The organism is Marinobacter sp. 1-4A (assembly GCF_016597725.1).
Taxonomy (GTDB): domain Bacteria; phylum Pseudomonadota; class Gammaproteobacteria; order Pseudomonadales; family Oleiphilaceae; genus Marinobacter.
In genome coordinates this window covers 461,448-487,083 of the sequence record NZ_VCGY01000002.1, presented here as the reverse complement: position 1 = coordinate 487,083, position 25,636 = coordinate 461,448, and the positions used below count along the sequence as shown (strand labels likewise).

21 protein-coding genes are annotated in these 25,636 nt (G+C 53.8%); 13 read left to right on the top strand and 8 right to left on the bottom strand.

The window, feature by feature from the left end; translation table 11 throughout:
* Window positions 1-22: 22 nt before the first annotated feature.
* Complete coding sequence (locus FE845_RS05975) at window positions 23-427, bottom strand: acyl-CoA thioesterase (RefSeq protein WP_200362356.1); 405 nt, start codon at window positions 425-427, stop codon at window positions 23-25.
* 180 nt (window positions 428-607) lie between these two features.
* Here FE845_RS05975 and FE845_RS05970 point away from each other — a divergent pair, with 180 nt between their 5' ends.
* From FE845_RS05970 to phoU, 5 genes are all read left to right on the top strand, one after another.
* A complete protein-coding gene (locus FE845_RS05970; protein ID WP_413785072.1) occupies window positions 608-1,657 on the top strand; it encodes a substrate-binding domain-containing protein in 1,050 nt (349 codons plus the stop codon).
* Window positions 1,658-1,721: 64 nt separating this feature from the next.
* On the top strand, window positions 1,722-3,110 hold the full coding sequence (pstC, locus tag FE845_RS05965; RefSeq protein WP_200362354.1) for a phosphate ABC transporter permease subunit PstC: 1,389 nt from the start codon (window positions 1,722-1,724) through the stop codon (window positions 3,108-3,110).
* The gene (gene pstA / locus FE845_RS05960; protein WP_200362352.1) at window positions 3,103-4,380 is read left to right on the top strand and encodes a phosphate ABC transporter permease PstA; all 1,278 of its coding nucleotides are present in this window, start codon (window positions 3,103-3,105) and stop codon (window positions 4,378-4,380) included. The genes pstC and pstA overlap by 8 nt, the downstream gene beginning before the upstream one ends.
* Window positions 4,381-4,456: 76 nt before the next feature.
* Entirely contained in the window at window positions 4,457-5,305 is an 849-nt protein-coding gene (gene pstB / locus FE845_RS05955) for a phosphate ABC transporter ATP-binding protein PstB (protein WP_265091982.1), read from the top strand.
* A 42-nt stretch (window positions 5,306-5,347) separates the two neighbouring features.
* Window positions 5,348-6,070: a phosphate signaling complex protein PhoU gene (gene phoU / locus FE845_RS05950; RefSeq protein ID WP_200362350.1), complete on the top strand. Its 723-nt coding sequence runs from the start codon at window positions 5,348-5,350 to the stop codon at window positions 6,068-6,070.
* Window positions 6,071-6,098: 28 nt separating this feature from the next.
* Here the strand turns inward: phoU and FE845_RS05945 are convergent, their stop codons facing one another.
* The 6 genes from FE845_RS05945 to FE845_RS05920 all read right to left on the bottom strand — a co-directional run bounded on the left by FE845_RS05945 (window position 6,099) and on the right by FE845_RS05920 (window position 11,552).
* Window positions 6,099-6,464: a histidine triad nucleotide-binding protein gene (locus FE845_RS05945; protein ID WP_200362348.1), complete on the bottom strand. Its 366-nt coding sequence runs from the start codon at window positions 6,462-6,464 to the stop codon at window positions 6,099-6,101.
* A gap of 34 nt (window positions 6,465-6,498) precedes the next feature.
* Window positions 6,499-7,794 (bottom strand): FAD-dependent monooxygenase, encoded by a 1,296-nt coding sequence (locus tag FE845_RS05940; RefSeq protein WP_200362346.1) that lies wholly within the window; start codon window positions 7,792-7,794, stop codon window positions 6,499-6,501.
* 85 nt (window positions 7,795-7,879) lie between these two features.
* Window positions 7,880-8,434, bottom strand: a complete 555-nt coding sequence (locus tag FE845_RS05935; protein WP_200362344.1) for an aminoacyl-tRNA deacylase — start codon at window positions 8,432-8,434, stop codon at window positions 7,880-7,882.
* A gap of 170 nt (window positions 8,435-8,604) precedes the next feature.
* On the bottom strand, window positions 8,605-9,438 hold the full coding sequence (locus FE845_RS05930; protein WP_200362342.1) for a mechanosensitive ion channel family protein: 834 nt from the start codon (window positions 9,436-9,438) through the stop codon (window positions 8,605-8,607).
* A 127-nt stretch (window positions 9,439-9,565) separates the two neighbouring features.
* On the bottom strand, window positions 9,566-10,678 hold the full coding sequence (gene mnmH, locus FE845_RS05925; protein ID WP_200362339.1) for a tRNA 2-selenouridine(34) synthase MnmH: 1,113 nt from the start codon (window positions 10,676-10,678) through the stop codon (window positions 9,566-9,568).
* Between the two features lie 469 nt (window positions 10,679-11,147).
* On the bottom strand, window positions 11,148-11,552 hold the full coding sequence (locus tag FE845_RS05920; RefSeq protein ID WP_200362337.1) for a VanZ family protein: 405 nt from the start codon (window positions 11,550-11,552) through the stop codon (window positions 11,148-11,150).
* A 97-nt stretch (window positions 11,553-11,649) separates the two neighbouring features.
* On the opposite strand from FE845_RS05920, the gene cysZ reads away from it, so the two are divergent.
* The 7 genes from cysZ (at window position 11,650) to FE845_RS05885 (ending at window position 21,416) form a co-directional block, all read left to right on the top strand.
* Complete coding sequence (gene cysZ / locus FE845_RS05915; RefSeq protein ID WP_200362335.1) at window positions 11,650-12,399, top strand: sulfate transporter CysZ; 750 nt, start codon at window positions 11,650-11,652, stop codon at window positions 12,397-12,399.
* A 16-nt stretch (window positions 12,400-12,415) separates the two neighbouring features.
* Window positions 12,416-15,298 (top strand): RNA polymerase-associated protein RapA, encoded by a 2,883-nt coding sequence (rapA, locus tag FE845_RS05910; RefSeq protein ID WP_200362333.1) that lies wholly within the window; start codon window positions 12,416-12,418, stop codon window positions 15,296-15,298.
* A gap of 67 nt (window positions 15,299-15,365) precedes the next feature.
* The gene (locus tag FE845_RS05905) at window positions 15,366-17,816 is read left to right on the top strand and encodes an acyl-CoA dehydrogenase (protein WP_227714105.1); all 2,451 of its coding nucleotides are present in this window, start codon (window positions 15,366-15,368) and stop codon (window positions 17,814-17,816) included.
* 18 nt (window positions 17,817-17,834) lie between these two features.
* Window positions 17,835-18,215 (top strand): fluoride efflux transporter CrcB, encoded by a 381-nt coding sequence (crcB, locus tag FE845_RS05900; protein ID WP_200362331.1) that lies wholly within the window; start codon window positions 17,835-17,837, stop codon window positions 18,213-18,215.
* A 235-nt stretch (window positions 18,216-18,450) separates the two neighbouring features.
* On the top strand, window positions 18,451-18,657 hold the full coding sequence (locus FE845_RS05895; protein WP_071265711.1) for a cold-shock protein: 207 nt from the start codon (window positions 18,451-18,453) through the stop codon (window positions 18,655-18,657).
* Window positions 18,658-18,825: 168 nt separating this feature from the next.
* Complete coding sequence (locus tag FE845_RS05890) at window positions 18,826-19,401, top strand: glutathione S-transferase family protein (protein ID WP_200362329.1); 576 nt, start codon at window positions 18,826-18,828, stop codon at window positions 19,399-19,401.
* 269 nt (window positions 19,402-19,670) lie between these two features.
* A complete protein-coding gene (locus FE845_RS05885; RefSeq protein WP_227714104.1) occupies window positions 19,671-21,416 on the top strand; it encodes an alkaline phosphatase D family protein in 1,746 nt (581 codons plus the stop codon).
* Between the two features lie 3 nt (window positions 21,417-21,419).
* On the opposite strand, the gene FE845_RS05880 is transcribed toward FE845_RS05885, so the two are convergent.
* Window positions 21,420-23,819, bottom strand: a complete 2,400-nt coding sequence (locus tag FE845_RS05880; RefSeq protein ID WP_200362327.1) for a xylulose 5-phosphate 3-epimerase — start codon at window positions 23,817-23,819, stop codon at window positions 21,420-21,422.
* 130 nt (window positions 23,820-23,949) lie between these two features.
* Between FE845_RS05880 and ilvD the strand changes: the two genes are divergently transcribed.
* Window positions 23,950-25,626 (top strand): dihydroxy-acid dehydratase, encoded by a 1,677-nt coding sequence (gene ilvD, locus FE845_RS05875; RefSeq protein WP_200362324.1) that lies wholly within the window; start codon window positions 23,950-23,952, stop codon window positions 25,624-25,626.
* Window positions 25,627-25,636 lie beyond the last annotated feature (10 nt).

Below are 25,636 nucleotides of genomic sequence, written 5' to 3'. Positions count from 1 at the left end.
GGCGAGCAAGGTCGATTGATGGTCAGGCTTTCTGTTCCGGAACTTCTCGAATTCGGCCTTGTTCATCAATGGCCACGTAGACAAACCTGCCCTCGGTGACTTTGCGCGGATTTTTTGCGGTGCGGTCAAGGGTCCATACTTCCACATTGATTTTCATGGAGCTGCGGCCTATGTCTACTAATTCGCAGTAACAGCCGACTTGGGAACCGACCCGTAACGGGGAAAGAAATTCCATCCCGTCCATGGCCACGGTAGCGTTGCGGCCCAGAGAAATACGTCCAGCGACGGTGGCTGCGGCAATATCCATCTGTTTGACCAGCCAACCGGCGAAGACATCGCCATTGGCGTTTGTATCCTGAGGTAATGGAACGATCTGAAGGGTTAAGTCGCCCCGGGGCTGGGGTTTATCGTCATCGTATGCAGTCATGGATCACGCCTTTTGTTATCTAGAATTATTTTCTTAGCATGTTAACGGCCTATCTGGCGGCTGCAAGCTTATTTGCGGCTTCTACTCTATGTGTAACAAAGCTGTCATACAGAGGCTTTAATCTTCACCCATCAGTAAACCGGTGCTGTACACAACATAAGTGACTGATGGAGATACAACGTGATTAAACCGAATAAAGCTATTGCTATTGTTGCCTTGACTGGCGGGATGTCTATCGTTTCCGCTCCCGCACTGGCCCGTGACACCGTAAACGTTGTGGGTTCTTCAACGGTTTACCCTTTTGCTACCGTTGTTGCCGAACGCTTTGGTCGTAACACTGACTTCCCCACGCCTAAGCTGGAATCAACCGGCTCGGGCGGTGGTTTCAAGTTGTTTTGTGCTGGAATCGGCACCCAGCACCCGGATATTACAAACGCGTCGCGCCGGATGAAGGCTAGCGAGTTTGAAATGTGTCAGCGCAATGGCGTAGAGGCCATTACCGAAGTGAAAATCGGTGCCGATGGCATTGTTATCGCTAATTCGAAGGAAGCGGACCCCATGGACCTGAGCCTGCGCCAGGTGTTCTTGGCTTTAGCGAAAGATGTGCCAGACCCCAAAGGCGGTGACAAATTGGTCGCCAACCCTTATGAAAAATGGAGCGATATAGACTCTAGCCTGCCAGCGAAAGAAATAAGTGTGATGGGACCACCTCCGACGTCCGGAACCCGTGACGCTTTTGTAGAAATCGCGATGGAAGGTGGTTGTAAGACGTTTGATTTTATCAAGGCGATGGAAAAGAAAGAAATGCGCGGTGTTTGCCATAATATGCGCGAAGACGGCGCCTTTGTTGAAGCCGGTGAAAACGACAATTTGATCGTTCAGCGACTGGCTCAGGACAAAGACACACTGGGTATCTTTGGCTACAGCTTCCTGATGGAAAACAGCGGTGAAATTCAGGCATCCACCATCAACGGTGTGGAGCCAACGCCAGATACCATTGCCGATGAAGAGTATCCCGTGGCTCGCTCCCTGTTTTTCTACATTAAAAATGCCCACGCAGGTGTGGTTCCCGGTATCGCCGAATATGCACAGGAGTTCACCACAGAAGGTGCATGGGGCGACAATGGCTACTTGGTGGATGTGGGCTTAATCCCTAACCCACGCAATGTGCGCATGGAAACCGCAAAAGCCGTTAGAGAACTCAAGCCAATGACGGGTAATGAGCTTTAATATCCGATTGGTAGAAAATAGGGGCAATGAACTCAGGAGACAGCCATGAATCAACGAGACTACCATGCAGACAGCTGATTTATTGCCCCTAGTTTTGGTGCTTGCCGCAGTGGCTTACGGGTTCGCTTTTATGCGCTCCCGCGCTGTGGCAGCGCCTTTGGGTGGTATCCGTAATCTCAAGGCTCTGCCAGCGTACTATGCCGCCAGAGCAGCACTTTGGTGTGCAATCCCGGCCCTGATTATTCTAGGAACCTGGGCTGCGTTTGAAGGCAAAGTCATTCAAGACATGGTTATGGCGTCCTTGCCCGCAGAACTCGCTCCGCAATCGGCAGGGCGCGCCAGCCTGACGCTTTCTCAAATTAGTAATCTAGCCGCTGGAAAGCTGGACCCAGCGATGGTTCCGGAAGGCATTTCCGGTGCCGCGACCCTACTGCAAGAGTTGCGCGAGCAGAGTAGTCAATTCAAGACGCTATTAGTAATCTTGATTGCGGTTCTTGGTGGCACCTTTGCCTGGACGCAGGTCGCACCGCAAATCAATGCTCGCAAGAGTGTGGAGCGTACGCTACAGCGTTTGTTTTTCGTGTGCGCCGCCGTTGCCATTCTTACCACCATTGGCATTGTTTTCTCAGTTATTTTCGAAACCTTCCGTTTTTTTGAAAAGGTACCGGTGAGTGAATTTTTGTTCGGCACCAGTTGGAGTCCACAAACCGCCCTGCGAGCGGATCAGATAGGTTCAGAAGGCGCATTCGGTATTATTCCGTTGTTTACCGGAACGCTCATGATTTCTGCGATTGCCTTGCTGATTGCTGTGCCGGTTGGCTTGCTGTCAGCGGTGTACCTCTCCGAGTACGCCAGCCCAATGGTGCGTTCGGTGGTCAAGCCCTTGCTGGAAATGCTCGCCGGTGTGCCTACTGTCGTTTACGGCTTTTTTGCAGCGCTCACCGTAGCGCCCTTTATCCGTGATCTAGCTCTGGCTTTGGGGCTTGAAGCCTCTTCCCAGAGTGCGTTGGCGGCGGGGCTAGTGATGGGCATTATGATTATCCCTTTTGTGTCCTCTTTATCCGATGACGTGATTAATGCAGTTCCCCGCACTCTGCGGGATGGCTCTTTGGCGCTGGGCGCCACCCAGTCTGAAACCATGAAGAATGTGATTTTTCCGGCAGCGTTGCCGGGCATTATGGGGGGCATATTGTTAGCTGCATCCCGGGCCATTGGTGAAACCATGATTGTTGTTATGGCCGCCGGACTGGCCGCAAACTTGACGGCCAACCCGTTGGATTCGGTCACTACCGTCACGGTGCAAATTGTCACGCTGCTCACGGGCGATCAGGAATTCGACAGCGCCAAGACTCTGGCCGCATTTGCTCTGGGCATGATGCTCTTTATCGTAACGCTGCTGCTGAACGTGATTGCACTGAAAGTCGTGCGCAAATACAGGGAACAATATGACTAATCCAAGTTCTCAGGCGGAACTTGTCCGTCGCTCGCTAAAGCGTCGTTATCGCAAAGAGCGTAGGTTCCGCTTTTATGGCGTAGCCGCTATTTCGATTGCGCTCTTTTCTCTGGTGATTCTGTTTACCGACATTATCAGCAAGGGCTATACGGGCTTCATCAAAACCACGGTGACCCTTGAGGTGCATTTAGATGGCGAATTAATGTATCTGAACGATGCCTCAGATCCGGATCAGATCGCCATGGCGGATTTTCAGGCACCTATCATTAAAGCTCTACAAGGGTATTTTCCGCAGGCCACGAGCCGTGCGGATAAACGGGAGCTCAGCCGGATGACCGGCAGCTACGCCAGCAATCAAGTGCGAGACCTGTTGAAAGAGAACCCGGATTGGCTTGGTAGCACTCGCACTATTGAGTTTCCGGCGCACGATACGGTATCGGTTTATGTAAAACATGCAGGCGACCCCGGGTACTCCATACGCCTCACCGAGCAGCAACAGCGTTGGACAGATGAGCTGCTGAGCAAAGGCGTCATTGATACTGGATTTAACGATGTGTTTTTTAGCCGGGGGGATTCTCGGGAGCCATCCAACGCCGGTATTCTCGGAGCCTTGATCGGCTCCTTGCTGACCATGGGAGTGACCTTGGTTATCGCCTTCCCGGTGGGAGTGGCAGCTGCGGTTTATCTGGAGGAGTTTGCACCGAGTAACCGCCTTACGGACTTTATTGAGGTCAACATTAATAACCTTGCTGCTGTTCCCTCTATCATTTTCGGGTTGCTGGGGCTGGCGGTGTTTATCGGCCTATTTGGTATGCCTCGCTCGGTGCCCGTAGTGGGCGGTTTGGTGCTGGCGCTGATGACATTGCCCACCATCATTATCTCAAGCCGGGCGGCAATCAAAAGCGTGCCGCCTTCGATACGGGAGGCGGCAGAGGGTATAGGCGCGTCGAAAATGCAGGTGGTTCTGCACCATGTGCTACCGCTGGCCATGCCCGGCATGTTGACCGGTTCTATTATCGGCATGGCACAGGCACTGGGCGAAACCGCGCCTTTGCTTTTGATTGGCATGGTAGCGTTTATTGTTGAGATACCAGAGGGCTTCTTCAGTTCGGCAACGGTTTTACCCGTGCAGATTTTCATCTGGGCCGGCAGTGCAGAGCAGGGATTCGTGGAGCTGGCCTCTGCCGGCATTATGGTTCTGCTCGCCTTCCTGATCACCATGAATGCATTCGCCATATGGCTGCGCAAGCGCCTTGAGCGCCGTTGGTAGAGAGACCACACTTATGGGCACAACGATTAACACTATCCCGAAAACTATGAATCCAACAGCGATAAAAGAGACAGCCATGCCTGAAGCCGACCCAATAAACGCTCCGGTTGAGCGCCCGGCAGACACAGTGATTGAAGAAGGGAAAACCGTTGGTATCCCGTTTTCGGACGATCCCAAGTTTAAACTGCGAGATGTGGAAGTGTTTTACGGTGAAACCCGGGCCATCAAAAACATCAGTCTGGATATCGCTCGCAATGAAGTTATCGCCTTTATCGGGCCTTCCGGTTGCGGCAAATCCACCTTTTTGCGCTGTTTGAACCGCATGAACGACAGCATTGATAGCTGCCGGATCAAAGGTTCATTGCTGTTGGATGGGCAGAACATCTATGACTCAAAGCGAGACGTAGTTGAGCTGCGCGCGCGCGTGGGTATGGTTTTCCAGAAACCCAACCCCTTCCCAAAATCTATCTACGACAATGTTGCCTATGGCCCTCGCATTCATGGTCTGGCCAATCGCAAGTCCGATCTGGACGACATTGTAGAAAACAGCCTACGCAAGGCAGGCCTGTGGAACGAGGTGAAGGATCGCCTTGATGCCATGGCAACCGGCATGTCAGGGGGCCAGCAACAGCGGCTGTGTATCGCAAGAGCCATCGCCGTCAGCCCCGAAGTGGTGCTGATGGATGAGCCCTGTTCGGCGCTGGATCCTATTGCTACTGCCAGAATTGAAGAGCTCATTGCTGAGATGTCCGAGAGCTACACCATTGTGATCGTGACCCACTCGATGCAGCAGGCTGCGCGGGTATCCAACCGCACCGCCTACTTTCACCTAGGCCATCTTGTGGAAGTAAACGATACCAGCAAGGTGTTCACGACGCCGGAACACGAGCTGACCGAATCCTACATCACCGGCCGTTTTGGTTGATCCCGGTGCCCAGAACAAGCCAGAACAAGAGAGGAGCAAAGCGTGCCTAGTAAAAAAGACGACGTTTATGGGGATCATATATCTAACCGTTTCAACGACGAACTGTTGGCCTTGAAAACCCGATTTCTAAAAATGGGCGGTCTGGTGGAGACTCAGATCGAAAGTGCTTTGAAGGCCTTGACTGAAGGCGATGGGTATTTGGCGGAAGAAATTCGAGCCAACGACCGAACGGTTGATCGGATGGAAATGGATATTGATGAGGAGGCCATGCTCATCATCGCCCGTCGCCAGCCCACGGCCCGGGATCTGCGGTTGGTGATTTCGGTCATTCGAATGGTGGCGGATTTGGAGCGAGTAGGCGACGAAGCCAAAAAGATTGCCAAGTTTGCCATCAAGCTCACCGAAGAAGGGCAGGCGCCCCAAGGTTACGGGGAGGTTCGTCATATTGGCGCTCATGTGATGACCATGCTTCATGACTCACTGGATGCCTTCGCCAGACTGGATTCCGAGCAGGCTTTACGGGTAATGAAGGAAGATAAACGAGTAGATGAAGAATATCAGGCGGCAGCTCGAACGTTGCTCACCTTTATGATGGAAGATGCCCGCAATATTTCGCGTTGCATGTCAGTGATGTGGGTTCTGCGGTCGTTGGAGCGGGTGGGCGATCACGCCTGCAATATTGCCGAGAACGTTATCTTTATGGTGAAAGGCGAAGACGTACGCCACACCCCAATGGAAGAAGCGGAACGGGTGGTGGGGCGTTAAAGCCCCACGCTATCCAAGCTTTGGTTGCTCAGGCCTGCTTCATTTTGTCGGTATACGGTGGCCAGCCTAGAGGTTTGCCTGCCAAGAGATGCAGATGAATGTGGAATACGGTCTGGCCGGAGTTTTCACCGCAGTTCATCACAGTGCGATAGCCGTCTTCGGCAAAGCCCATCTCTTTGGCGAGCTTGGAGGCTACCCAGTAAAGATGGCCGACCAGTTCCCGGTCCATCTCCTCGATATCATTGATGGTAGCAATCAGCTTTTTGGGGATGATCAGCAGGTGTACCGGTGCTTGCGGATTGATATCGCGAAACGCCAAGCTGATGTCGTCTTCATAAACGATATCCGCCGGGATTTCGCGATTAATGATCTTGGTGAAAAGCGTTTCTGACATTTTGGCTTCCTTTTGTTTATCGTTGTCCAAATATTCAAAGCTGGCTCAAACCCGGCAACCGGGCTGTTAATTGCCGGATAACCGCTGGTAGCTCATCGTCGATTCCCATGGCATAGCGTGCTACCCGATTGCGTGCGAAGGGCAGGGCACGGGCCGTGCCCAAGCCGAGGTTCCGGAGCAAATGAAGCGGCGGAATCTGGTTGCTAAACAGATGATAAAACGCATCCATGGCGAACATCATACGCCTGTTCGCAGGTCGCCGTTGCTGCTCATAGCTGGCCAGCCATGAAGGCTTGGCCAGATCGTCCCCGGCTCTCTTGGCTTCTTTCAAAAGACTCTGCAAACACTGGGTATCCTGAAAACCAAGGTTTACGCCCTGTCCCGCTAAGGGATTGATGGTGTGAGCGGCGTCTCCCACTAGCACAATACGCCCCGCCGAGTAGTGCTTGGCGTGTTGGCGGGCAATAGGAAAGCTGGCGCGATCTTCAATATGGGTAAGCTGCGGAAGTTCTGCTGGAAAGCCCTTCTGTATCTCCACCATCAAGGCTTCATTGTTCAGGGTTTTCAGGCGGGCGATTTCTTCTGGCGAGTCGTACCACACCAGTGAAGCGCGGCTTTCCCCAGAGTGACTGGCGCCTGCGTTATAAAGCGGCAGAAAGGCTCTGGGGCCGGAAGGGTAAAACCCCTGCCAGGTGATATCTTGCACTGGCCCCTGATAACGCACAGAAATAACCATGGCCTGCTGACCGTACTGGTTCCGGGTAACACCGATGCCCGCCATGTCCCGCACCCGGGATTGCGCACCGTCGGCACCAATTATGAGTGCGGCGGTCAGTTCCTCGCCACCCTCAAGCACAACTTTGGCCTGACCACCAGTCTGGGTAATGCCAGTGACGCCCTTGCCTGCCAGTATGGTAACCGAGGGCTCGGCTTGTGCAGCTTGCCAAAGGCCCTGCTGGGTTACGGAGTTTTCAACAATATGGCCTAGGTGAGGGGCGTTCAGCCCGGCGGCATCAAATTCCACCTGATTGGACGTGCGCGGTAGCAAGTTGCTTAATGGATGAGGGGTTTCATCCCACACCGCTAGGCGGCGATAGGGTGTTGCGCGCATATTGAGGATATGGTCCCAAGCGCCCAGACTTCGCAGATAGCGTTCGCTTCCAGCGCTTAGGGCGGAAACGCGTATATCGGGGGCAGAGTCCGGATCGAACTTGGGTGCAGGTGCGCGATCAACCATCGCGACGCTGAAGCCTTCCTGCCCGAGGCCAGTAGCAAGTGCGGCGCCAACCATGCCAGCGCCGACAATTACAATATCAAATGCTTGAGTCATATCGGTTTCCTGTCTGATGCCCACAGTTTACGCGATGGCAACAATCAGACAAGCGACCGGGGTCAAGCCGAATACAATAGCAGCATTAACCTAGCATCCCGGATGCCTGTTGTTCCGAGTGTTCCCCGGGCTGGCCACGGCTTTTCAATAACCACGCCGGTTTCTGGGTGCCGGGTTTGATAAATCCTCGATTGAGCACCATAGGCTGAACCAGGTTTAGAAAATCCCGGGTTTTCATGTGCAGGGTTTCTGTATGGCTGCCTGCGGCAAAGGCCAGCTCGGATTGTTCCGTTAGCGGTTCGGCACAGTAAACGGTCATCCCGAACAGGTTGCCGAAAGGCGGCATGGCCCCGACTTCACAGTCTGGGAAGCGATCCTGAAATTCCTGCTCGTCGGCAAGGTCAACAAAGTCGGTATCCAAAATGCGGGAAAGGCTCTCCCAGCGCACGCGCCAGGTTGCAGGCATAACCAGCATCGCCATTTTTCCGTCCAGTTCGATAATGACAGTTTTAACGACCTTATCACCCGCAATTTTCACGTGGTGGGCAAGATCCTGAGCGGTAAACGCGGGGGGGTGAGTGAGGCACATGTATTCAACATTGGCCCCATCAAGAAATTCTTTTAGCTGCTGTATCGGCATAGAGAAAGCCTCCTACCAGCAATGACAACTATCCGAAGCGGTCGGCATGTGTAGCTTGCTCCGGCGACGTTCTGACGGGGCCCCAAGGGCCCCGTCATTATTGGTCAGCTTAGCTTAGGTTGTGCTGTTTGCGAGTAACGGGTTGTATCTATGTGATACGGATTGCTATTTCACTCGGTTTTGTACATGTGAACGTCGCGCTGAGGAAAGGGAATGGAGATACCTTCCGCATCAAAGGCTTTTTTCACACGCTCTTGCATGTCCCAGTAGAACGGCCATAGGTCCCCAGACTTTGTCCAGGCCCGAACAGTAAGGTCAACAGAGCTGTCTCCAAGGCCGCCCACCACAATTAGTGGTGCAGGGTCTTTGAGCGCGCGCTCATCTTCTTCGATAAGCCGTTTGCAAATGCTCTTGGCTTTATCGATATCGTCGTTGTATCCAATGCCGAACTTCATATCGCAACGGCGTGTGTCGTAGACGCTCATGTTGGTCAGGCTGGAGTTGGACAACTCGCCGTTGGGGATCACTACGCGACGATTATCAAAGGTGTCCACAACCGTGTAGAGAATACTGATTTCACGCACCGAACCCAGAAAGCCCTGAGCTTCGATCACATCGCCCACCTTGAACGGCTTGAAAATCAGAATCAGTACGCCACCGGCAAAGTTCCCCAGGCTGCCCTGCAGAGCAAGACCAACAGCCAGGCCTGCGGCACCAATGATAGCGACAAAGGAGGTAGTGGCGATGCCCACCATGGAGGCAACAGAGATCAGCAGCAGAATTTTGAGAACAGCGCTAATTAACCCGCACAAAAACTTGTTAAGGGTAGGGTCTTTCTTGCCAAGCTTGGCATCCAGAACGTTCACAAAGCGATTGATCAGCCATAGGCCGATAATCAGCGTAATAATGGCTAGCAAAACTTTTGGGGCATAGGTCATGACCAGTGCAATGGCCTGATCCACATATTCAGAAGCGCGCCCGTCAGCGCTAAATAGGTCTTCCATAGGGACTCCTTGTGATTCCTGTTCTTAGTTGATTGTCGTTTTAGTGTGGTTCCGGTGCCGCCGGATCAGTTCACGCCTTTTTATAGCAGACAAGGCGGCCGGGGTATATCGGAGTTGCAGCGGAGACTCACAGCGCCGAAGTAGAGACATTTTCGCCCGCCCAAGCGATTACGGTCTCCGCTCCGCCTCGAATAAGAATTTGCCCCTGCTTCTGGCTAAGTTGGTAGTCGTACATGGGGTCGTAGTAATTTTGCAGCAGGGGCTGGATCCAAGCGTCATGACCATCAACGTCACCACGGCTTTCCTGTTGCTGCAGGGCTTGCTCCATAAGACTCCGCAGCTGGCTGTGGCGTTCGCCACCTAGGCGCTTGCTTATGCGTTCTAGAGCGCCAAGCAGGTAGTCACGGAAATTCAGCCAGCCTGCTTCCTCTCCGTCCCGCTTTATGTATTCGGTACACATGCCCTCTACGTAGTCTTCCCGGATAATGCGTGTGCGTTCTTCTAAAGACTGTTCGAGGACAAGAAGCGGAGCGCGGGCCATGCGTTCTTTCAATGCATCGGGCAGGGCGCAGCGGCCGACAAGACGGCTTTCATCTTCAAGGTAAATCGGCCCGCCTGTTAGGTGGTGTGCTTTGAGCATGGCAACGGCCAACCGGTTTTCAAAGTCTATTTGCGAGGGTTGTGGTGTTACCTGACGCCCGAAACTGGAGCCTCTGTGATTTGCCAGCCCTTCCAAATCTACCGGGTTGGGGAGTTGCCGCAGAACGCGTGTTTTTCCGGTTCCCGTGCGTCCGCTAAGAATGCGGAAATCACCGGCTTCTATGAGGTTGTCGAGGCTGTCGATAAGGAAACGGCGTAAAGCCTTATAGCCACCCTTAATGAGAGGGTAATCAATACCGGCGTCTTTGATCCACTGTTGGGTGAGTCTGGACCGCAAACCGCCCCGGAAACAGAATAAGTAACCCTCGGGATGGTTGGCTATAAACCGTTTCCAGACTTCGATTCTCTGGGCTTGAATGTCGCCCGAAACCAGTTGGTGCCCAAGCCGGATGGCTTCGTCCTGACCTTTCTCCTTGTAACAGATTCCCACCCGATGCCGCTCTTCGTCATTCATCAGGGGAGCGTTTTGAGCACACGGGAAGCTGCCTTTGGCGAATTCTACGGGTGCCCGTACATCCATCAATGGGGTGTCGTTTAGGAACAAGGAAAGATAATTATCGGTATCGGGTCTGCTTGCCATGACAGGGCTCAGTCGCTTGCCAGAATGAGGCGGCAGTATAACGGATGGGGCAAGGAATAAAAAAAGGGCAACCCTAGGGCTGCCCTTTACCGGAACAGGTCGGCGCATCCTTGCGCTGAGTGCAACAGCCGTGTTGCGAATCCATTTGCCACTCCGTGGTGCCAGCATCCGAGCCAGCCATCCGAATAGTTATCCCTTAAGCCAGATATCCATGTATCCCTGCTTCTCCCTGCATTCCATGCCGGGGTGCATCCAGTGCGTCGTCCGTTTCCTTGCCATCCCTGACGAAGTCACTATACCAACGGCTGATGATAGAAACCTGCGGGATCTAACCTGTCTTTGCTAAAGGGTTGGCGGTTGGTGTTAATAAAGATTAATCATATCAATGTTTTAAGTTTTTCTGAGGTGACAATTTGGCCTCTGCGCACGTCAGATTACTGCAAGATCTCACATACTTGTGAGATATATCTCACACGGAGTTGGGCGAATCTCTCAAATCCTGATGACTCACTTTGCGTAGCCCAGGCCAAGGTAGGAGTCCGATTAAAATGCCTGCACCGTCTGCGGCGACGTCCATCAGCGAAAAGTCTCTGTATGGCAGGTTGGCCTGTACGGCCTCGATGCCCAGCCCAAACGCCAGTAAAACCGGTGCGTACCAGATAGCCCGGAGCTGTGGCCACGCCAGTCGTGTGAGAATGGTGAGTTCAACAAAGGCGATCAGATGGTTCACTTTGTCGCTGGGAGCGGAAGGTATCGGGTAACTGCTGTTTGTGGTTGCCAGAAAGCCGATAGCGACAACTGACAGCAATAGGGCAAGGCGCCACAGCGGGCGGCAGTGCAACAAAACGGTCAGTTGGTGTTTCAGTGTTGCCATTGGTGAAATCCGTCAGAGTTCTCTGGCTGTGTGAAGGTTTTCAACATGATATGCTTTGCGCCCCGTCACTGTCATTGAAGCGGAGGGCCAATCGGCGATGCTCAGAGGTAATTTTTTTCGTGGACTGGGCTATTTGGGTGAGGGCTTTAGCCTGATTCGCCAGCCTGGCTTGCGGCTATTCGTGGTCATTCCGCTTATCATCAATATTTTTCTCTTCGGACTGCTGTTTTATTTCTTGGGCGAACTGTTCAGCGTATTAATTGCGACCGCGATGGGTTGGCTTCCCGACTGGCCCTGGCTGCAGGCACTGGATTGGCTATTCTGGATTTTATACGGTGCTGTAATCCTGCTTATGTTGGCCTACGGGTTTGTGATTATCGCAAACCTTATCGGCTCGCCTTTCTATGGCTACTTGGCAGAGCTAACGGAAAAGCATCTTACTGGCCAAGAAGTGAGCACCGATGACGGCTGGGCAACCATCATAAAAGATATTCCCCGAGCGCTATGGCGTGAAGTGCAGAAGATCGCCTATTACCTGCCCCGGGCTTTGGGCCTGTTTCTTATTGGCATTATTCCGGTGGTCAACGTGGTTGCGGCCGTGCTGTGGTTTTTGTTCAACAGCTGGATGATGGCGCTGCAGTACGTGGACTACCCGGCGGATAATCACAAAGTGAGCTTCAAGGCGTTGCGCCAGCTGCTTGCCGATACTCGCCTGTCAGCGTTGGGCTTCGGGCTGCCGGTAGCGTTGGCCGCTATGGTGCCGGTTCTTAATTTGGTCGTAGTTCCTGCCGCAGTTTGCGGCGCGACCGCCTATTGGGTGCGCGAGAAAGGCGCAACACGAAACTAAAGAGTCTGGAGGTTTTTTGGACGCATCGGATTTTGCTATAGGTCAGCGCTGGGTCAGCCACAGTGATACGGCGCTTGGCCTAGGAATAGTGACAGACATTTCTGGCCGGCGGATTACCCTGGGGTTTCCTGCGGCGGATGAAGAGCGCACCTACGCTATTGATAACGCTCCGCTTTCGCGCATCGTGTATCAGTTGGGTGAGGAAATCGAAACCTTCGAGGGTTCCAGATATCTGGTCCGCGCGGTTGAAGATCTCGGTGGTGTACTGCTTTATCACGCAGAGGCGATAGATGATGGCGAGGAGCATGAAAAGGATTTGGAGCAGATATCCGAAGTAAAGCTCGCGGGTTCCGTTAATTTTTCTGCACCGCACCAGCGCCTGTTTGCAGGCCAGTTTGATCGCAATGGCGCCTTCCGCCTGCGCTTCGCCACACTGCAACACATGGACCGGCTGCGTGCGTCCCCCGCACGCGGGCTGATTGGCGCCCGCACGCAGCATTTGCAGCACCAAGTTTACATTGCCCATGAAGTTGCGAAACGCCATGCGCCACGGGTGCTTTTGGCCGATGAGGTGGGCCTTGGTAAAACCATTGAGGCGGGCCTTATTCTGCATTACCAACTGCAGACCGGTCGAGCCCGGCGGGCGCTGATTGTGGTTCCGGATTCCCTGATACACCAGTGGCTGGTGGAGATGCTAAGGCGTTTCAATCTGCGTTTCTCTATTGTGGATCAGAGCCGCTACGATGCCATAAAAGACTCCGAAGACGATGTCGACGCTTTGATGAATCACATCTTTGGTGACGAATCGTCCGTTAACCCGTTTGAAAGCGATCAGTTGGTGCTCTGCAGTCTCGATTTTCTGGTCAATAGCAAAAAAGCCAGAACCGACGCATTGAAGGCAGGTTGGGACCTGATGATTGTCGATGAGGCCCATCACCTAGCTTGGAGTCCGGAGGAAGTTAGCCCTGAATACCAGTTGGTAGAAGAACTCTCAGAGGTAAGTGAAGGCTTGCTGTTGTTGACGGCAACGCCAGAACAAGTGGGTGTGGCTAGCCATTTCGCCCGGCTTCGACTGCTTGACCCTGCACGGTTTCATGATTTGCAGGCGTTTCAGGACGAAGAGCAGCAGTACGAAGCAATTAATGATGTGGTGCGGCGTATACAAGATGAGGACTCGGAGATCCAAGAGGAAGACCGCAAGGCCTTGGAACTCTGGTTGGGCAATGAGATGGCGCAGTTGTTGGCAGGGGACTCCCCACGCCAGTCCATTATAGATGCACTGCTGGATCGTCATGGCACCGGGCGGGTGTTGTTCCGTAATACTCGTGCTGCCATTCAGGGTTTTCCGGAGCGCCGGGCCAATGCGGTGCCTTTGGATTGCCCGACCATGTATCAAGATCAAGCCTTTGGCTATCCCGGCTTGGCTCCCGAGCAGTCGGTGCCGGAAGAGCAATGGCTTGCAGACGATCCGAGAGTTGCCTGGCTTGAGAAAAAACTAGCTAGCTTGCGCCCCGCCAAAGTGGTGGTGATCTGTGCCATGGCTGAAACGGCCATGGCCCTGGAAACGTATTTGCAGCTTCGGGCAGGCATTCGCAGTGCCGCCTTCCATGAACACTTGAGCCTTTTGGAGCGTGACCGAGCCGCCGCCTACTTTGCTGACGACGAACAAGGCGCTCAGGCATTGATTTGTTCCGAGATTGGCAGCGAAGGTCGCAACTTCCAGTTTGCGCACCATCTGGTGCTGTTTGATTTGCCCGCAAACCCTGATTTGCTTGAGCAGCGTATTGGGCGACTTGACCGCATCGGGCAGACGGAAACCATCGATATTCATATTCCTTACCTTAGGAACACGTCGCAGGAGGTCCAATACCGCTGGTTCCATGAAGGTTTGAATGCGTTTTCTGAAAGCTGCGCGGTGGGCGTGGCGGTGCAGGAAAAGGTTAGCGAGCAGTGGAATAGCGCCATCGAAGGCGACTTGTCCGTACTGGATAATCTGGTTGAAGCGTCGGCGGCTGAGACCGATCGCCTGAAAACGCTGCTACAGAATGGTCGAGATGCTTTGATTGAGCTCAATTCCTGCCGCCGGGATATCGCGGATACGTTGATTGCCGGTATTGAAGAGGAAGAAGGCTCCGTTCAAGTGCGCGACTACATGATGGAAGCCTTCGATATTCTCGGCGTGGATGTGGAAGACCACTCTGAACATGCCGACATTCTTCGCCCCGGCGAGCAATATCAGGCTGGCCACGTTGCCGAGTTGCCGGAAGACGGTGTAACCGTTACCTGGGATCGCCAGCATGCTCTGGAGCGGGAAGATATAGGGTTTATGAGCTGGGAGCACCCTATGGTCACCGGCGTGATGGACTCGGTGACCAGTTCCGGGCTGGGCAAGGCGGCACTGGCAAGCTTGTCAGTGAAGGCGTTGCCAGCAGGAACCTTGCTTATGGAAGCCCTGTTTACGGTGCACTGCCCAGCGCCCGAAGCCCTGCAGCTGACACGGTATTTGCCGGTTTCGCCCTTGCGTTTGCTGGTGGATGTGAACGGTAAAGAGCTTTCTGGTGCACTGCCCCATGATCGACTGAATGATCTATGCTCCAATATCCGGCGGCGCACTGCACAGGCGATTGTGCCGCAGATTCGGCCACAGGTGGAAACGATGGTAGACCACGTGGAGCGCTTGTCTGCTCCGCATCTGGAGCCCATGAAGCAAAAGGCTCTTGAGCAGTTAGCGGCAAACTTTGAGCCGGAAATCCGCCGACTGGAAGCCCTGAAAAAAGTGAACCCGGCGATCCGCGAAGAGGAAATTGATTACTTCCGCAGTCAGCTCGCGGCCGCACAGGAAGCCATTGGGCGCGCGAGTCTGGCTTTGGAAGGGATTCGGGTGATCGTCACAGCTTAGAGCTGTTTTTTGAGATACCCTTGAGTAAACAATTTTTCAATTGACCCATGGATAACAGAGAGACCCTATGATGACTTTGATTCTGTTTCTTGTGGCACTGGCAGGCTTGCTAGTTGTTATGCGGCGTGAATCCGGTGCAAAACCGGCTATTGGTGTAATGCTTGTGGTTGGCATTCTGTCGTGGATGTTTGCGTCAGGATGGCTGGCTTTGATTCTCTTTATCGGCGCTGCTGTTACTGCTGCCGCCGGGTTGCCGGGCCTGCGTCAGGGCTGGCTCACACCGCGCATTTTCGCCATGTTCAAGAAAGTGGCTCCAAAAGTATCGGCTACCGAGAAAGTGGCGCTTGAAGCTGGCACCGTGGGTTGGGACGGCGAGCTATTTACCGGGCAGCCGGATTGGCACAACCTGCTGATCAATCGGCACACCGGCCTAAGCGAAGAGGAGCAGGCTTTTGTGGATAACCAGTGCGTTCAGGCGGTCTCTATGTGTAATGCATGGGATATCGCGGTAGAGCGCGCCGATCTTCCGAAAGAATTGTGGGACTTCCTCAAAAAAGAGAAGTTCTTTGGAATGATAATCCCCAAAGAGTACGGCGGGCTTGGTTTTTCTGCAAAAGCCCAGACTGCGGTACTGCAAAAGATTGCCGCCAACGAGATGTTGATGGTTTCCGTAGGCGTACCCAACTCTCTCGGGCCTGGCGAGTTGCTGCTGAAGTACGGTACGGATGAACAGAAAAACCACTATTTACCGCGATTGGCTGACGGCCGCGAAATTCCCTGCTTTGGCCTTACAGGCCCCCGTGCTGGTTCGGATGCCACCTCTTTGCCGGATGTGGGCACGGTGTGCAAACAGGAAGTAGACGGTAAAGAAGTTATTGGTATAAAGCTGAACTTTGAAAAGCGCTGGATCACCCTTGCACCCATCGCGACGGTTGTGGGGCTGGCGTTCCGCATGTTTGACCCGGAGGGCTTACTTGGTGACACCAAAGACTATGGCATTACCTGTGCGCTGATTCCCCGTGACACCAAAGGTATGGACATTGGCCGCCGCCATTGCCCTATCGGTAGTCCCTTCCTGAATGGCCCGATCATCGGTAAGGACGTATTCATCCCGCTGGATTACATTATCGGTGGTCTGGACATGGCCGGTCAAGGCTGGCGCATGCTGGTCGAGTGTCTCTCTGTTGGCCGCTGTATCACGCTGCCCTCGGGTGCGGCAGGCTCTGCTGCTTACGCTGTGGGAACTGCGGGCGGCTTTACCCGTATCCGCCGCCAGTTCAACACGCCTGTGGCAGATATGGAAGGTGTGCAGGAGCCTCTGGCTCGCATTGCCGCCAAGACCTATATCTCACAAGCGGCGGTTAACCACACAGCTAACATGATTGATAAGGGCGAGAAGCCTGCTGTGCCATCGGCGATCCTCAAGTACCACCTGACTGAATTTCAACGTGGCATTTTGGCAGATGCCATGGATGTTCACGGCGGCAAAACGGTGACTCTGGGGCCGCGTAACTATCTGGGCATAGGCTATAGCGGCTCACCTGTTTCCATTACGGTGGAAGGTGCCAACATCATGACCCGGAGCCTGATGATTTTCGGTCAGGGCGCGATTCGTTGCCATCCTTATGTGCTTAAAGAGTTGGCCGCTAAAGATAATGACGACATCAATGCATTTGACGACGCTTTCTTTGGCCATGCAGGTTTGATTTTCGGTAACGCAGCTCGTGCCTTTACTCAGGCGCTTAGCATTGGCCGCGCCGATGTTCCGTTCGACAGTGCCAGCAGAAAGTACGCTCAGGCGGTTGCCCGGTTCAGTGCCGCTTTTGGCCTCTGCTCCGACGCCGCTATGACGACGCTAGGCAGTGAATTGAAAATGCGCGAGCTGATCTCTGCACGGCTCGGCGACATGCTCTCCAATTTGTACCTCGCTTCCATGGTGCTCAAGAACTGGCACGAAACCCAGCCAGTGGAAGGTGAAAAAGAAGTGATGCAATACAGCCTTGAATTGCTTCTGCACCGCACAGAGGAGGCATTGGATGGCTTTCTGCAAAATCTGCCGAATCGTGCGGTAGCCTTGGCTCTGCGCGCAATCACCCTGCCTCTAGGTAGGCGTTGGGATAACCCCCATGATGATCTTGCACGCAAGCTTGCTCGATTTATTTCCACCGATACGCCGATTCGTCACAAGCTGCTTGTTGGCACTTGGACGACAGAAGGCGAAGGTGCGGTGGAGAATCCGGTGGCTCGTTACAATGGCTTGCTGAAAGACTACGACAAAGCCGAACAGCTCTACCGGAAAGCTACGAAGGCCTATGCCAAAGGTGAGCTCCCGGCCACTGCGTTGCACCCGGAAGAGCGCTTTGAAGCGGCCTTGGAAGCTGGCATCTACACCAAAGAGGAAGCCCAGTTCATGCGTGAGTACGAATCTGTGGTGCTTGAAATGCTGACTGTGGACGACTTTCCGTTTGATGAGTTTGCCCGCAACAAGGAAACTTTGATTGACCACAACCCAGCATAAGCAGGTAAGCGGTTGACCATGTGGTTATCGCTCATTGCAGTCAGCGCAGGTGCCGTTGTCGGCGCCAACCTGCGCTGGTTGCTTGGGCTTTGGTTGAACTCCAGCTATCACGCGATTCCATTTGGAACTCTTGCCGCCAACTTAAGTGGTGGTTGGTTGGTTGGATTGTTACTTGGCTACTTCAGCCAGAGTAGTTCGCTGGCGCCTGAGTGGCGTTTGTTTGCCATTACAGGCTTGTGTGGTGCGCTGACGACATTTTCTACCTTTTCTCTCGAGATGTTTGCTGCGATTCAAGACGGCAAATGGGCGATGGCCATTACGGGCATTCTCGCCCATGTTATTGGCTCTATACTCATGACTGCATTGGGTATTTATACCTTTGGTGTATTGAAAGGCTGATGGGTAGGACTACCTAGGCGATTTATTTTAAATCTACTTGGCAAGCCGATGATTCAGTAGTAGAGTGTTTTGGAAGGAAAGATTCAGCAAAGCATTTCATGAATATGACGTACTCCGCAGTTAGTAGTGACCGTCCTGTTTTTGATCCCGCGAGTTCTGTATTTCCGTAAAACGCTGACCAGTCACATTCAGTGAATGGCAGCAGATAATATGATTGATTTCAGGAAGTTTAAGTATGTCTACTACTACCGGTACTGTTAAGTTCTTCAACGAAGCTAAAGGCTTTGGCTTTATCACTCGTGAAGGCGGCCCGGACGTTTTTGTTCACTACAGCGCAATTCAGGGCAGCGGTTTCAAGACTCTGGCAGAAGGCCAGCAAGTTGAGTTCACCGTTACCCAGGGCCAGAAAGGTCCTCAGGCGGAGAACGTTACTCCTCTCTAATCCCGCTCGGATAGAGTAGTAACCGCCAAAAAGGCAGCTTCGGCTGCCTTTTTTTTGTTATAAGGATTGGGTTATTTTCCTGTGCTACGGGATTGATGTGGTACATTTTCAGCTAGGCACTGTGTTGATGAAGAGTGTCTTTAAAGGGTTTACTCAACCGGAGAGTTTATGAAGCTGTTTGGATCAACTACCTCGCCCTATGTCCGGCGCATCCGCATCCTGCTTGATGAGGAACGCTACGACTTCGTTAATCTGGATATTTACGGCGAAGACCGTGACGAAATCCGGCGCAACAATCCGGCGCTGAAAATACCCGTACTTGAAAGCGATGGTCAGGAAATCTACGATTCCCGGATAATTTCTCGCTATATCAGTTCCAAGCAGGGCCGCGACCCCCTAACCTGGGACCAGCAGAACCAGCTTACCCTGATTGACGGTGCCAATGATTCAGCCGTGATTTTGCTGTTGGCAAAGCGCTCTGGTCTGGATGTAGACACACCAGGCGTATTATTTTTTGATCTGCAGCGCGAGCGCATTATGACAACCTTGCGTACACTCGCCGCTCAGGTTGAAGACGGACAGTTCGAGGAGTGGAATTACCCGGCCATGTGTCTCTACTGTCTGGTGGACTGGTTGGATTTTCGCGACCTTGTCGACTTCTCGGGCGTCGAGAGCCTGCTAGCCTTCCGCGACAGCCACAAAGAGCACCCTTGGGTGGCTGAAACCGACCCTCGTCAGCCCTAATCGTTCGCCAGTAAGGTGCCCGTCAGGTCGGGCACCTGTTTCTTTAAGCCCCCGATACCCCATCCTTCGCTGCGTTTATTCCCTGCCACTGTGCACTGATTTTCTTACCTGTCGCAATTTGACAGGGCGTTGTCGCAATTCGGTAGTGCGTTCTTCACACAAGCGGACTAGTTTCTAAGTTGGCGCAATAAAAGGTGCGTGCTGTTGTGTTTCGGGCATTGGGTGCTCGACCTCTGTCCACCTCCAAGAATTTAAAGGAACCTATAATAATGACAAAACTGACGAGACGGGACTTTCTGAAGGCGTCTGCCATGGGCATGGGCGCAGTGGTTGTCTCAACGGGCTTAGCTGGCTGTGTATTCGATAGCGACGACAAACGCTCTACAGAGTTTTCTCACGGTGTTGCCAGTGGCGACCCCTTGGCCGACGGAGTGGTTCTATGGACCCGGGTAGTACCGAACAAAGAGTTTGAGAAAGCCGTGAGCGTGGCTTGGGAAGTGGCTACGGACTCCGGTTTTGAAAATTTGATTCACTCAGGTACGGCAGAGGCCAGAAACGCCCACGATTTTACGGTTAAAGTGGACGTTCGTGGCCTCACCTCTGGCCAGACCTACTACTATCGGTTCCGGACCTCCGACAGCCAGTCCCCCGTGGGTAAAACCCTCACCTTGCCGGAGGGCAGCGTGGATTCGGTTCGTCTGGCCGTGGTGTCTTGCGCAAACTACCCTGCAGGTTACTTCAACGTTTATCGTGAAATCAGCAAGCGGGATGACCTGGATGCGGTTGTACATCTGGGTGATTATATCTATGAGTACAGCAGTGAAGCGGGCAGTTATGCTGCGGCTGACGCGGCTGCGCTTGGCCGCACCTTCCCGGCAGATAACGATGTGGAGCTGATAACGCTGAAGGATTATCGCCGCCGCTACGACATTTATCGGTCGGATGCAGACCTGCAGGCGCTGCACGAAAAAGTACCGTTTATTGTTGTTTGGGATGATCATGAAGTCGCAAACGACGCATGGCAAAACGGTGCAGAAAACCACAATGCCGATGAGGGCGACTACGGCACCCGTAAGCTCGAGGCTCTGCAAGCATACTTTGAGTGGATGCCTATACGCCCGGTGTTTGAGGGTAATGACGAGGCAATATTCCGCACTTTCCGGTTTGGAGATTTGGTGGACCTGCACATGCTGGATACCCGGCATATGGGACGAGATGAACCACTGAACTATCTGGATTACTTTTCATCAGATGGTAGTCTCAATCAGGCCCAGTTTATTGCGGATGTCGGGAGCCAAAGTCGCACTTTGCTGGGTGCCGAGCAGTTGCTCTGGCTTCAGTCCTCAATGGGATATTCCACGGCCAAGTGGCAGGTGTTGGGTCAACAAATACTCATGGGGCGTATGAACCTTCCGGCCGAGTTATTGGTTGCTATAGCAACGGAGAATTTTGCAGGCTTGCCGCAGGCGCTTGGAGAGTTAGCTCAGCTTAAGGGCCGGAAGCTGGCAGGGGACCCCACACTTACCGCCGCAGAGTTGGCGCGGATAGAAACTGCTGCGCCTTATAACCTTGATGCGTGGGACGGCTACCAGTACGAACGGGAAGTGGTTCTGGGTACCGCAAAGCAGTTGAATAAGAACCTTGTGGTGCTGGCGGGGGATACCCACAACGCTTGGGCCAATAACTTGAAAGACTTTAATGGCGATCAAATAGGCGTGGAGTTTGCCACATCTTCGGTGTCATCACCGGGCTTGGAGGAGTATCTGCAATTGCAGGCAGATCAGGTTGCCGGAGCCGAGCAGGGCATTGGTTTGCTGGCGGATGATCTGGATTACCTGAACCTCAATCAAAGAGGCTACATGATGGTCACCTTCACAACGGATGAGGCGCGGGCTGACTGGTACTTTGTGGACACTATCAAGGCTCGTGATTACGCCATTGATACTACCCGCAGCGCGAGCCGGAGAGTCCGGCCCGGCATGGGTAACCGCCGTTTGGAGTCTGTTCCGTCCTGACGGCTATGGCAGGCCGCGAGTGATCAAAGTAGGGTCACCGCGGCCTTCAACGGCTGCCAGTTCGGCACTGGATAGCCACTCTCCGGGTGGCTTGTCTAATACGCTGGCGCAAGCGGCCAGAGCGTGGCCCCAAGAGCAACGATTGGCGAACAGCATGCCTGCCTCGTTCAAGGTGCCGCCGCGATTGATGTAACCCAGTATTCTGCTTTGACTGGGGTTTGGAAATAGCGTGTGAATGTGCCCGCGAAATACCTCCGGTCGCATGTGTGTCAGCGCAACTCGCCGATGCAAACGGCTGGGAAACAGCCGTTCCCTCTCAATCTCCGTCATGCAAATGTCTGCTTCCAACGTGTCTCTCGGCTCGCGGAAGCGCCCCGGTTCCTGCATGTAGACCAGTCGGAAAGATGTGCCTGTTTCACGCAGCCGCTCGCAAGCGCGGATGGCTTCTGAAAGCTGGTAGGCGCCGTTCGCGATCAACAGGATTGGCTCGTCGCCAGATGTATCTTCGTCCACTACCAACGCGCCATGCCGTGCAAGAGCCTCGGCTTCGTGGGTATCGAACACGCAAGGCCGGTTTCGTTTGGGTATGACCATGCAACTGATGGTTCCGCGCCCTGTGAAAACCGAAGGAAGAACCGCCAGAGTGCTGTTGTAATCCGCCGGGAAAAGCACCCGGGACACATCGCTCATTTCACCCAGCAGGCTTTCACAAAAGGTGGTGTCTTGGTGCGACTGCTCGTTCTTGCCGTTTTCCCAAGTGTGGGAAGTGGCAATCACCGGCAGGCCAAGCCAGCGGGCAGGGCGGCCAACGGCTTTCTGGTGGCGCGCAAAAATCAGCTCTTGGCGGATTGCGCCGAGCATTTTTACGCAAAAGGCTTCGTAGCTGGCGACCAGATTGATTCCGGCTTTGTTGGCTAGGCAAGCAGACACAACGGCTTCCTCGTTCAGTACGGTGATGATTTTGCCATCAACCGACTCCGAGTCATTCTCGGGATCGTTAACCCGGTGTTTGAGGTCTTCCAGAACCCCTGTCAGGCGATTGCTGGCAAGCTCATCGGGGTTACCCACACGTGCCCTGAGCTCCGGGTTTTGCGCAACCAAAGCCCGGAAGAAGTCGTCAACTGCCCGCATGGGAGAAACTGGCTCATGGCAGGCGGCAATGACCGGAATAGCTAAGTCTGGCGGATTGCGTTTCGCCAAAGGATGGTCGCGCTCCAAGGGTCGAGACTGCTGCTCATGCTCTTTCAACCGCAACACGCTTTGTGCAAGTTCCTGCGGAGCAACCCAAAGGCGCGATGCGTGTTTTTGAAACAATTCCCGAGCTCGAACGTCCAGTCGCGGGTTACCGGGCAGTGGCAAATTATGTGCTGGGTTTAGTCCTGCACCATAAAAGCCAAAACCTTTCACCGTTTCGGCAATGCCGTAGGGAATGCGAACCGGATAACTTAGCTCGCCTTCCAGCGCACGGTCACTCCGGTATTGCAGTGAGTTCTCCATTTCGGCTAGCGCACAAACAAAGGCCGCCGGGTCGCGGCCATCGAACCTGAAAGGATCGAAGCCCAGAGCGGCAAGACGCGCCTCAAACCTTTCAAGCCCTTCGCGGGTGCCCAGTTCCGTGCGCTGTTCAATACGCCGTCCATTGGCGATCATTACTGGCATCACCAAACCGCAATCGGCTGCCCGCCACCAGCGCGGGATCCAGTCACTGCCGCGCTGCTCTTCAGCTGCGCCATCAGACAAAAAGGCGATGAGTGATTCGCCAGGCAGTGGCATGTGGGCGTACTGAAGCTCGGCAAAGCCTAAGTAACCGCCTTCAATAATACCGCCCGCCGTGTATGGGTTAACATGACTTCCCAATGGGGCTGCTGTACTGCCATCCGGCTTTTGCTGGTAGCTGTAAAAATCCGCTACCATCCGTGACAGCCCATCCGTTCCGGTGTAGCGTTTATGCTGTTCTGGCAGAAGGTTGCTGGTGAGCACGTTCAGTGCATCGATGGCGGCAACGCAATGCCCTTGGCCCATCAGCCAGCTGCGGGTTCGCCCTGTCAGGTTATTTAGAGCCATGTAGGCTGCATAGGCTGGGACCATGTTCAACGCGCCGCCAGTATGGCCTTCGGGATTGCACTTGAAGTCCTTTGCAGCCAAAGGGGCGCCAGAGCTGTCTACGCGGTTTGCATAAGTCATGTGTACGACCAACCACATGCCAGCGCTGGTTAGCCGGTCTAGGTCCGCCAGCTTGCGGTAGACTGTAGCGGTATCAGGTTGGAGGCCTGCGGCAACAAGACGAGAAGCAAGAATTTGAACATGCTCGCAAGTGGTGTCGGTATGCTGGATGACGCCATAGCCGCGGCGCCAGAGTTCGTACTCTGGACAACCCGTTGATGGCGAAATGGGTGATGACATAGCTTGCCTCCAAGGCATAATTATTGTGCAACGATTGTAAGAGGCACTCGCATTGCGCCGTTTGATTCAGGTCAGGCGGACAGGCTTCTCACGACAACTGCGTTTTGTAACTGTTTTAAAGGAGAAACTGATGACCGATGACAAACGCCGCCGTTATTCCGCCCCTGTGGTGGATGGTGTGGGCAAGTCCGCTAGCCGGGCTATGCTGCGGGCTGTCGGTTTTACCGATGAGGATTTCCGTAAGCCGCAGATCGGCATTGCCTCCACCTGGAGTAATTTGACGCCCTGTAACATGCACATTCACGAGTTGGCCGAAGCTTCCTCGGCGGGCGCTGATTCAGCTGGCGGCAAGTCATTGATCTTCAATACCATCACGGTTTCTGATGGCATTGCCAATGGCACGCTCGGTATGAAGTACTCGCTTGTGTCGCGGGAGGTGATCGCCGACTCCATAGAAACTGTGGCAGGGTGCGAAGGGTTTGATGGGCTGGTTGCCATTGGGGGGTGTGACAAAAACATGCCAGGCTGCCTAATAGGGCTGGCCCGACTGAACCGGCCATCGGTGTTTGTGTACGGCGGCACCATTCTGCCGGGTGAGAACCATACGGACATTGTGTCGGTATTTGAGGCGGTGGGGGCTCACGCTCGGGGCGATCTCGATTTAATTGAAGTTAAACAGATTGAAGAAACAGCCATTCCCGGCCCGGGTTCCTGTGGCGGTATGTACACTGCCAACACCATGGCATCGGCTATTGAAGCCATGGGGATGAGCCTGCCGGGAAGTTCCGCACAGAATGCGGTATCCAATAACAAGCTGGATGATTGTCGTGCCGCGGGTGCAGCGGTTTTGAATCTTCTGGATAAAGACATCAAGCCTTCAGACATTATGACCCGAGCGGCGTTCGAGAATGCGATTACCGTTGTGATTGCTCTGGGTGGCTCAACCAACGCAGTTCTGCACCTTTTGGCAATGGCCAGCACGGTTGATGTGGAGCTGAGTCTGGAAGACTTCGTAGAGATTGGTAAGCGCGTACCTGTTCTTGCAGACTTGCGTCCTAGCGGCCACTACATGATGTCTGAGTTGGTGGCGATTGGTGGCATACAACCTCTGATGAAGATGTTGCTCGATCGAGGCTTGTTGCATGGAGACTGCCTGACTGTAACCGGCCACACGCTGGCGGAAAATCTGGCTAAAGTAGAGCCCTATCCCGAAGATCAGGACATTATCCGTGCGTTCGACAACCCTGTGAAAGCAGACAGCCACTTGCGCATTCTCCATGGCAATCTGGCACCGGAAGGCGCCGTTGCCAAGATCACCGGTAAAGAAGGCACTCATTTTTCCGGGCGTGCCCGGGTGTTCCATTCCGAAGAAGAAGCGCAGGCGCGGATTATCGACGGAACCGTGGTTGCCGGTGATGTGTTGGTGATTCGATACGAAGGTCCGAAGGGTGGCCCGGGTATGCGTGAAATGCTCACGCCGACATCGGCAATTATGGGTAAGGGGCTTGGCAACGATGTAGCTTTGATCACGGATGGTCGTTTTTCCGGAGGCAGCCACGGCTTTGTCGTTGGGCATATCAGCCCCGAAGCTGCAGAAGGTGGCCCCATTGCGCTGGTTGAGGATGGGGATACAATTACCATCGATGCGGTGGCCAACACTATGGTATTGGATGTGTCTGACCAAGAGCTTGAACGCCGACGCAAAGCTTGGGTCGCTCCCGAGCCACGATTTACACGCGGCGTGCTTGCCAAATACGCTCGCACAGTAAGTTCTGCGTCCACCGGCGCGGTTACTGACCTGCCATGATGCATCAATA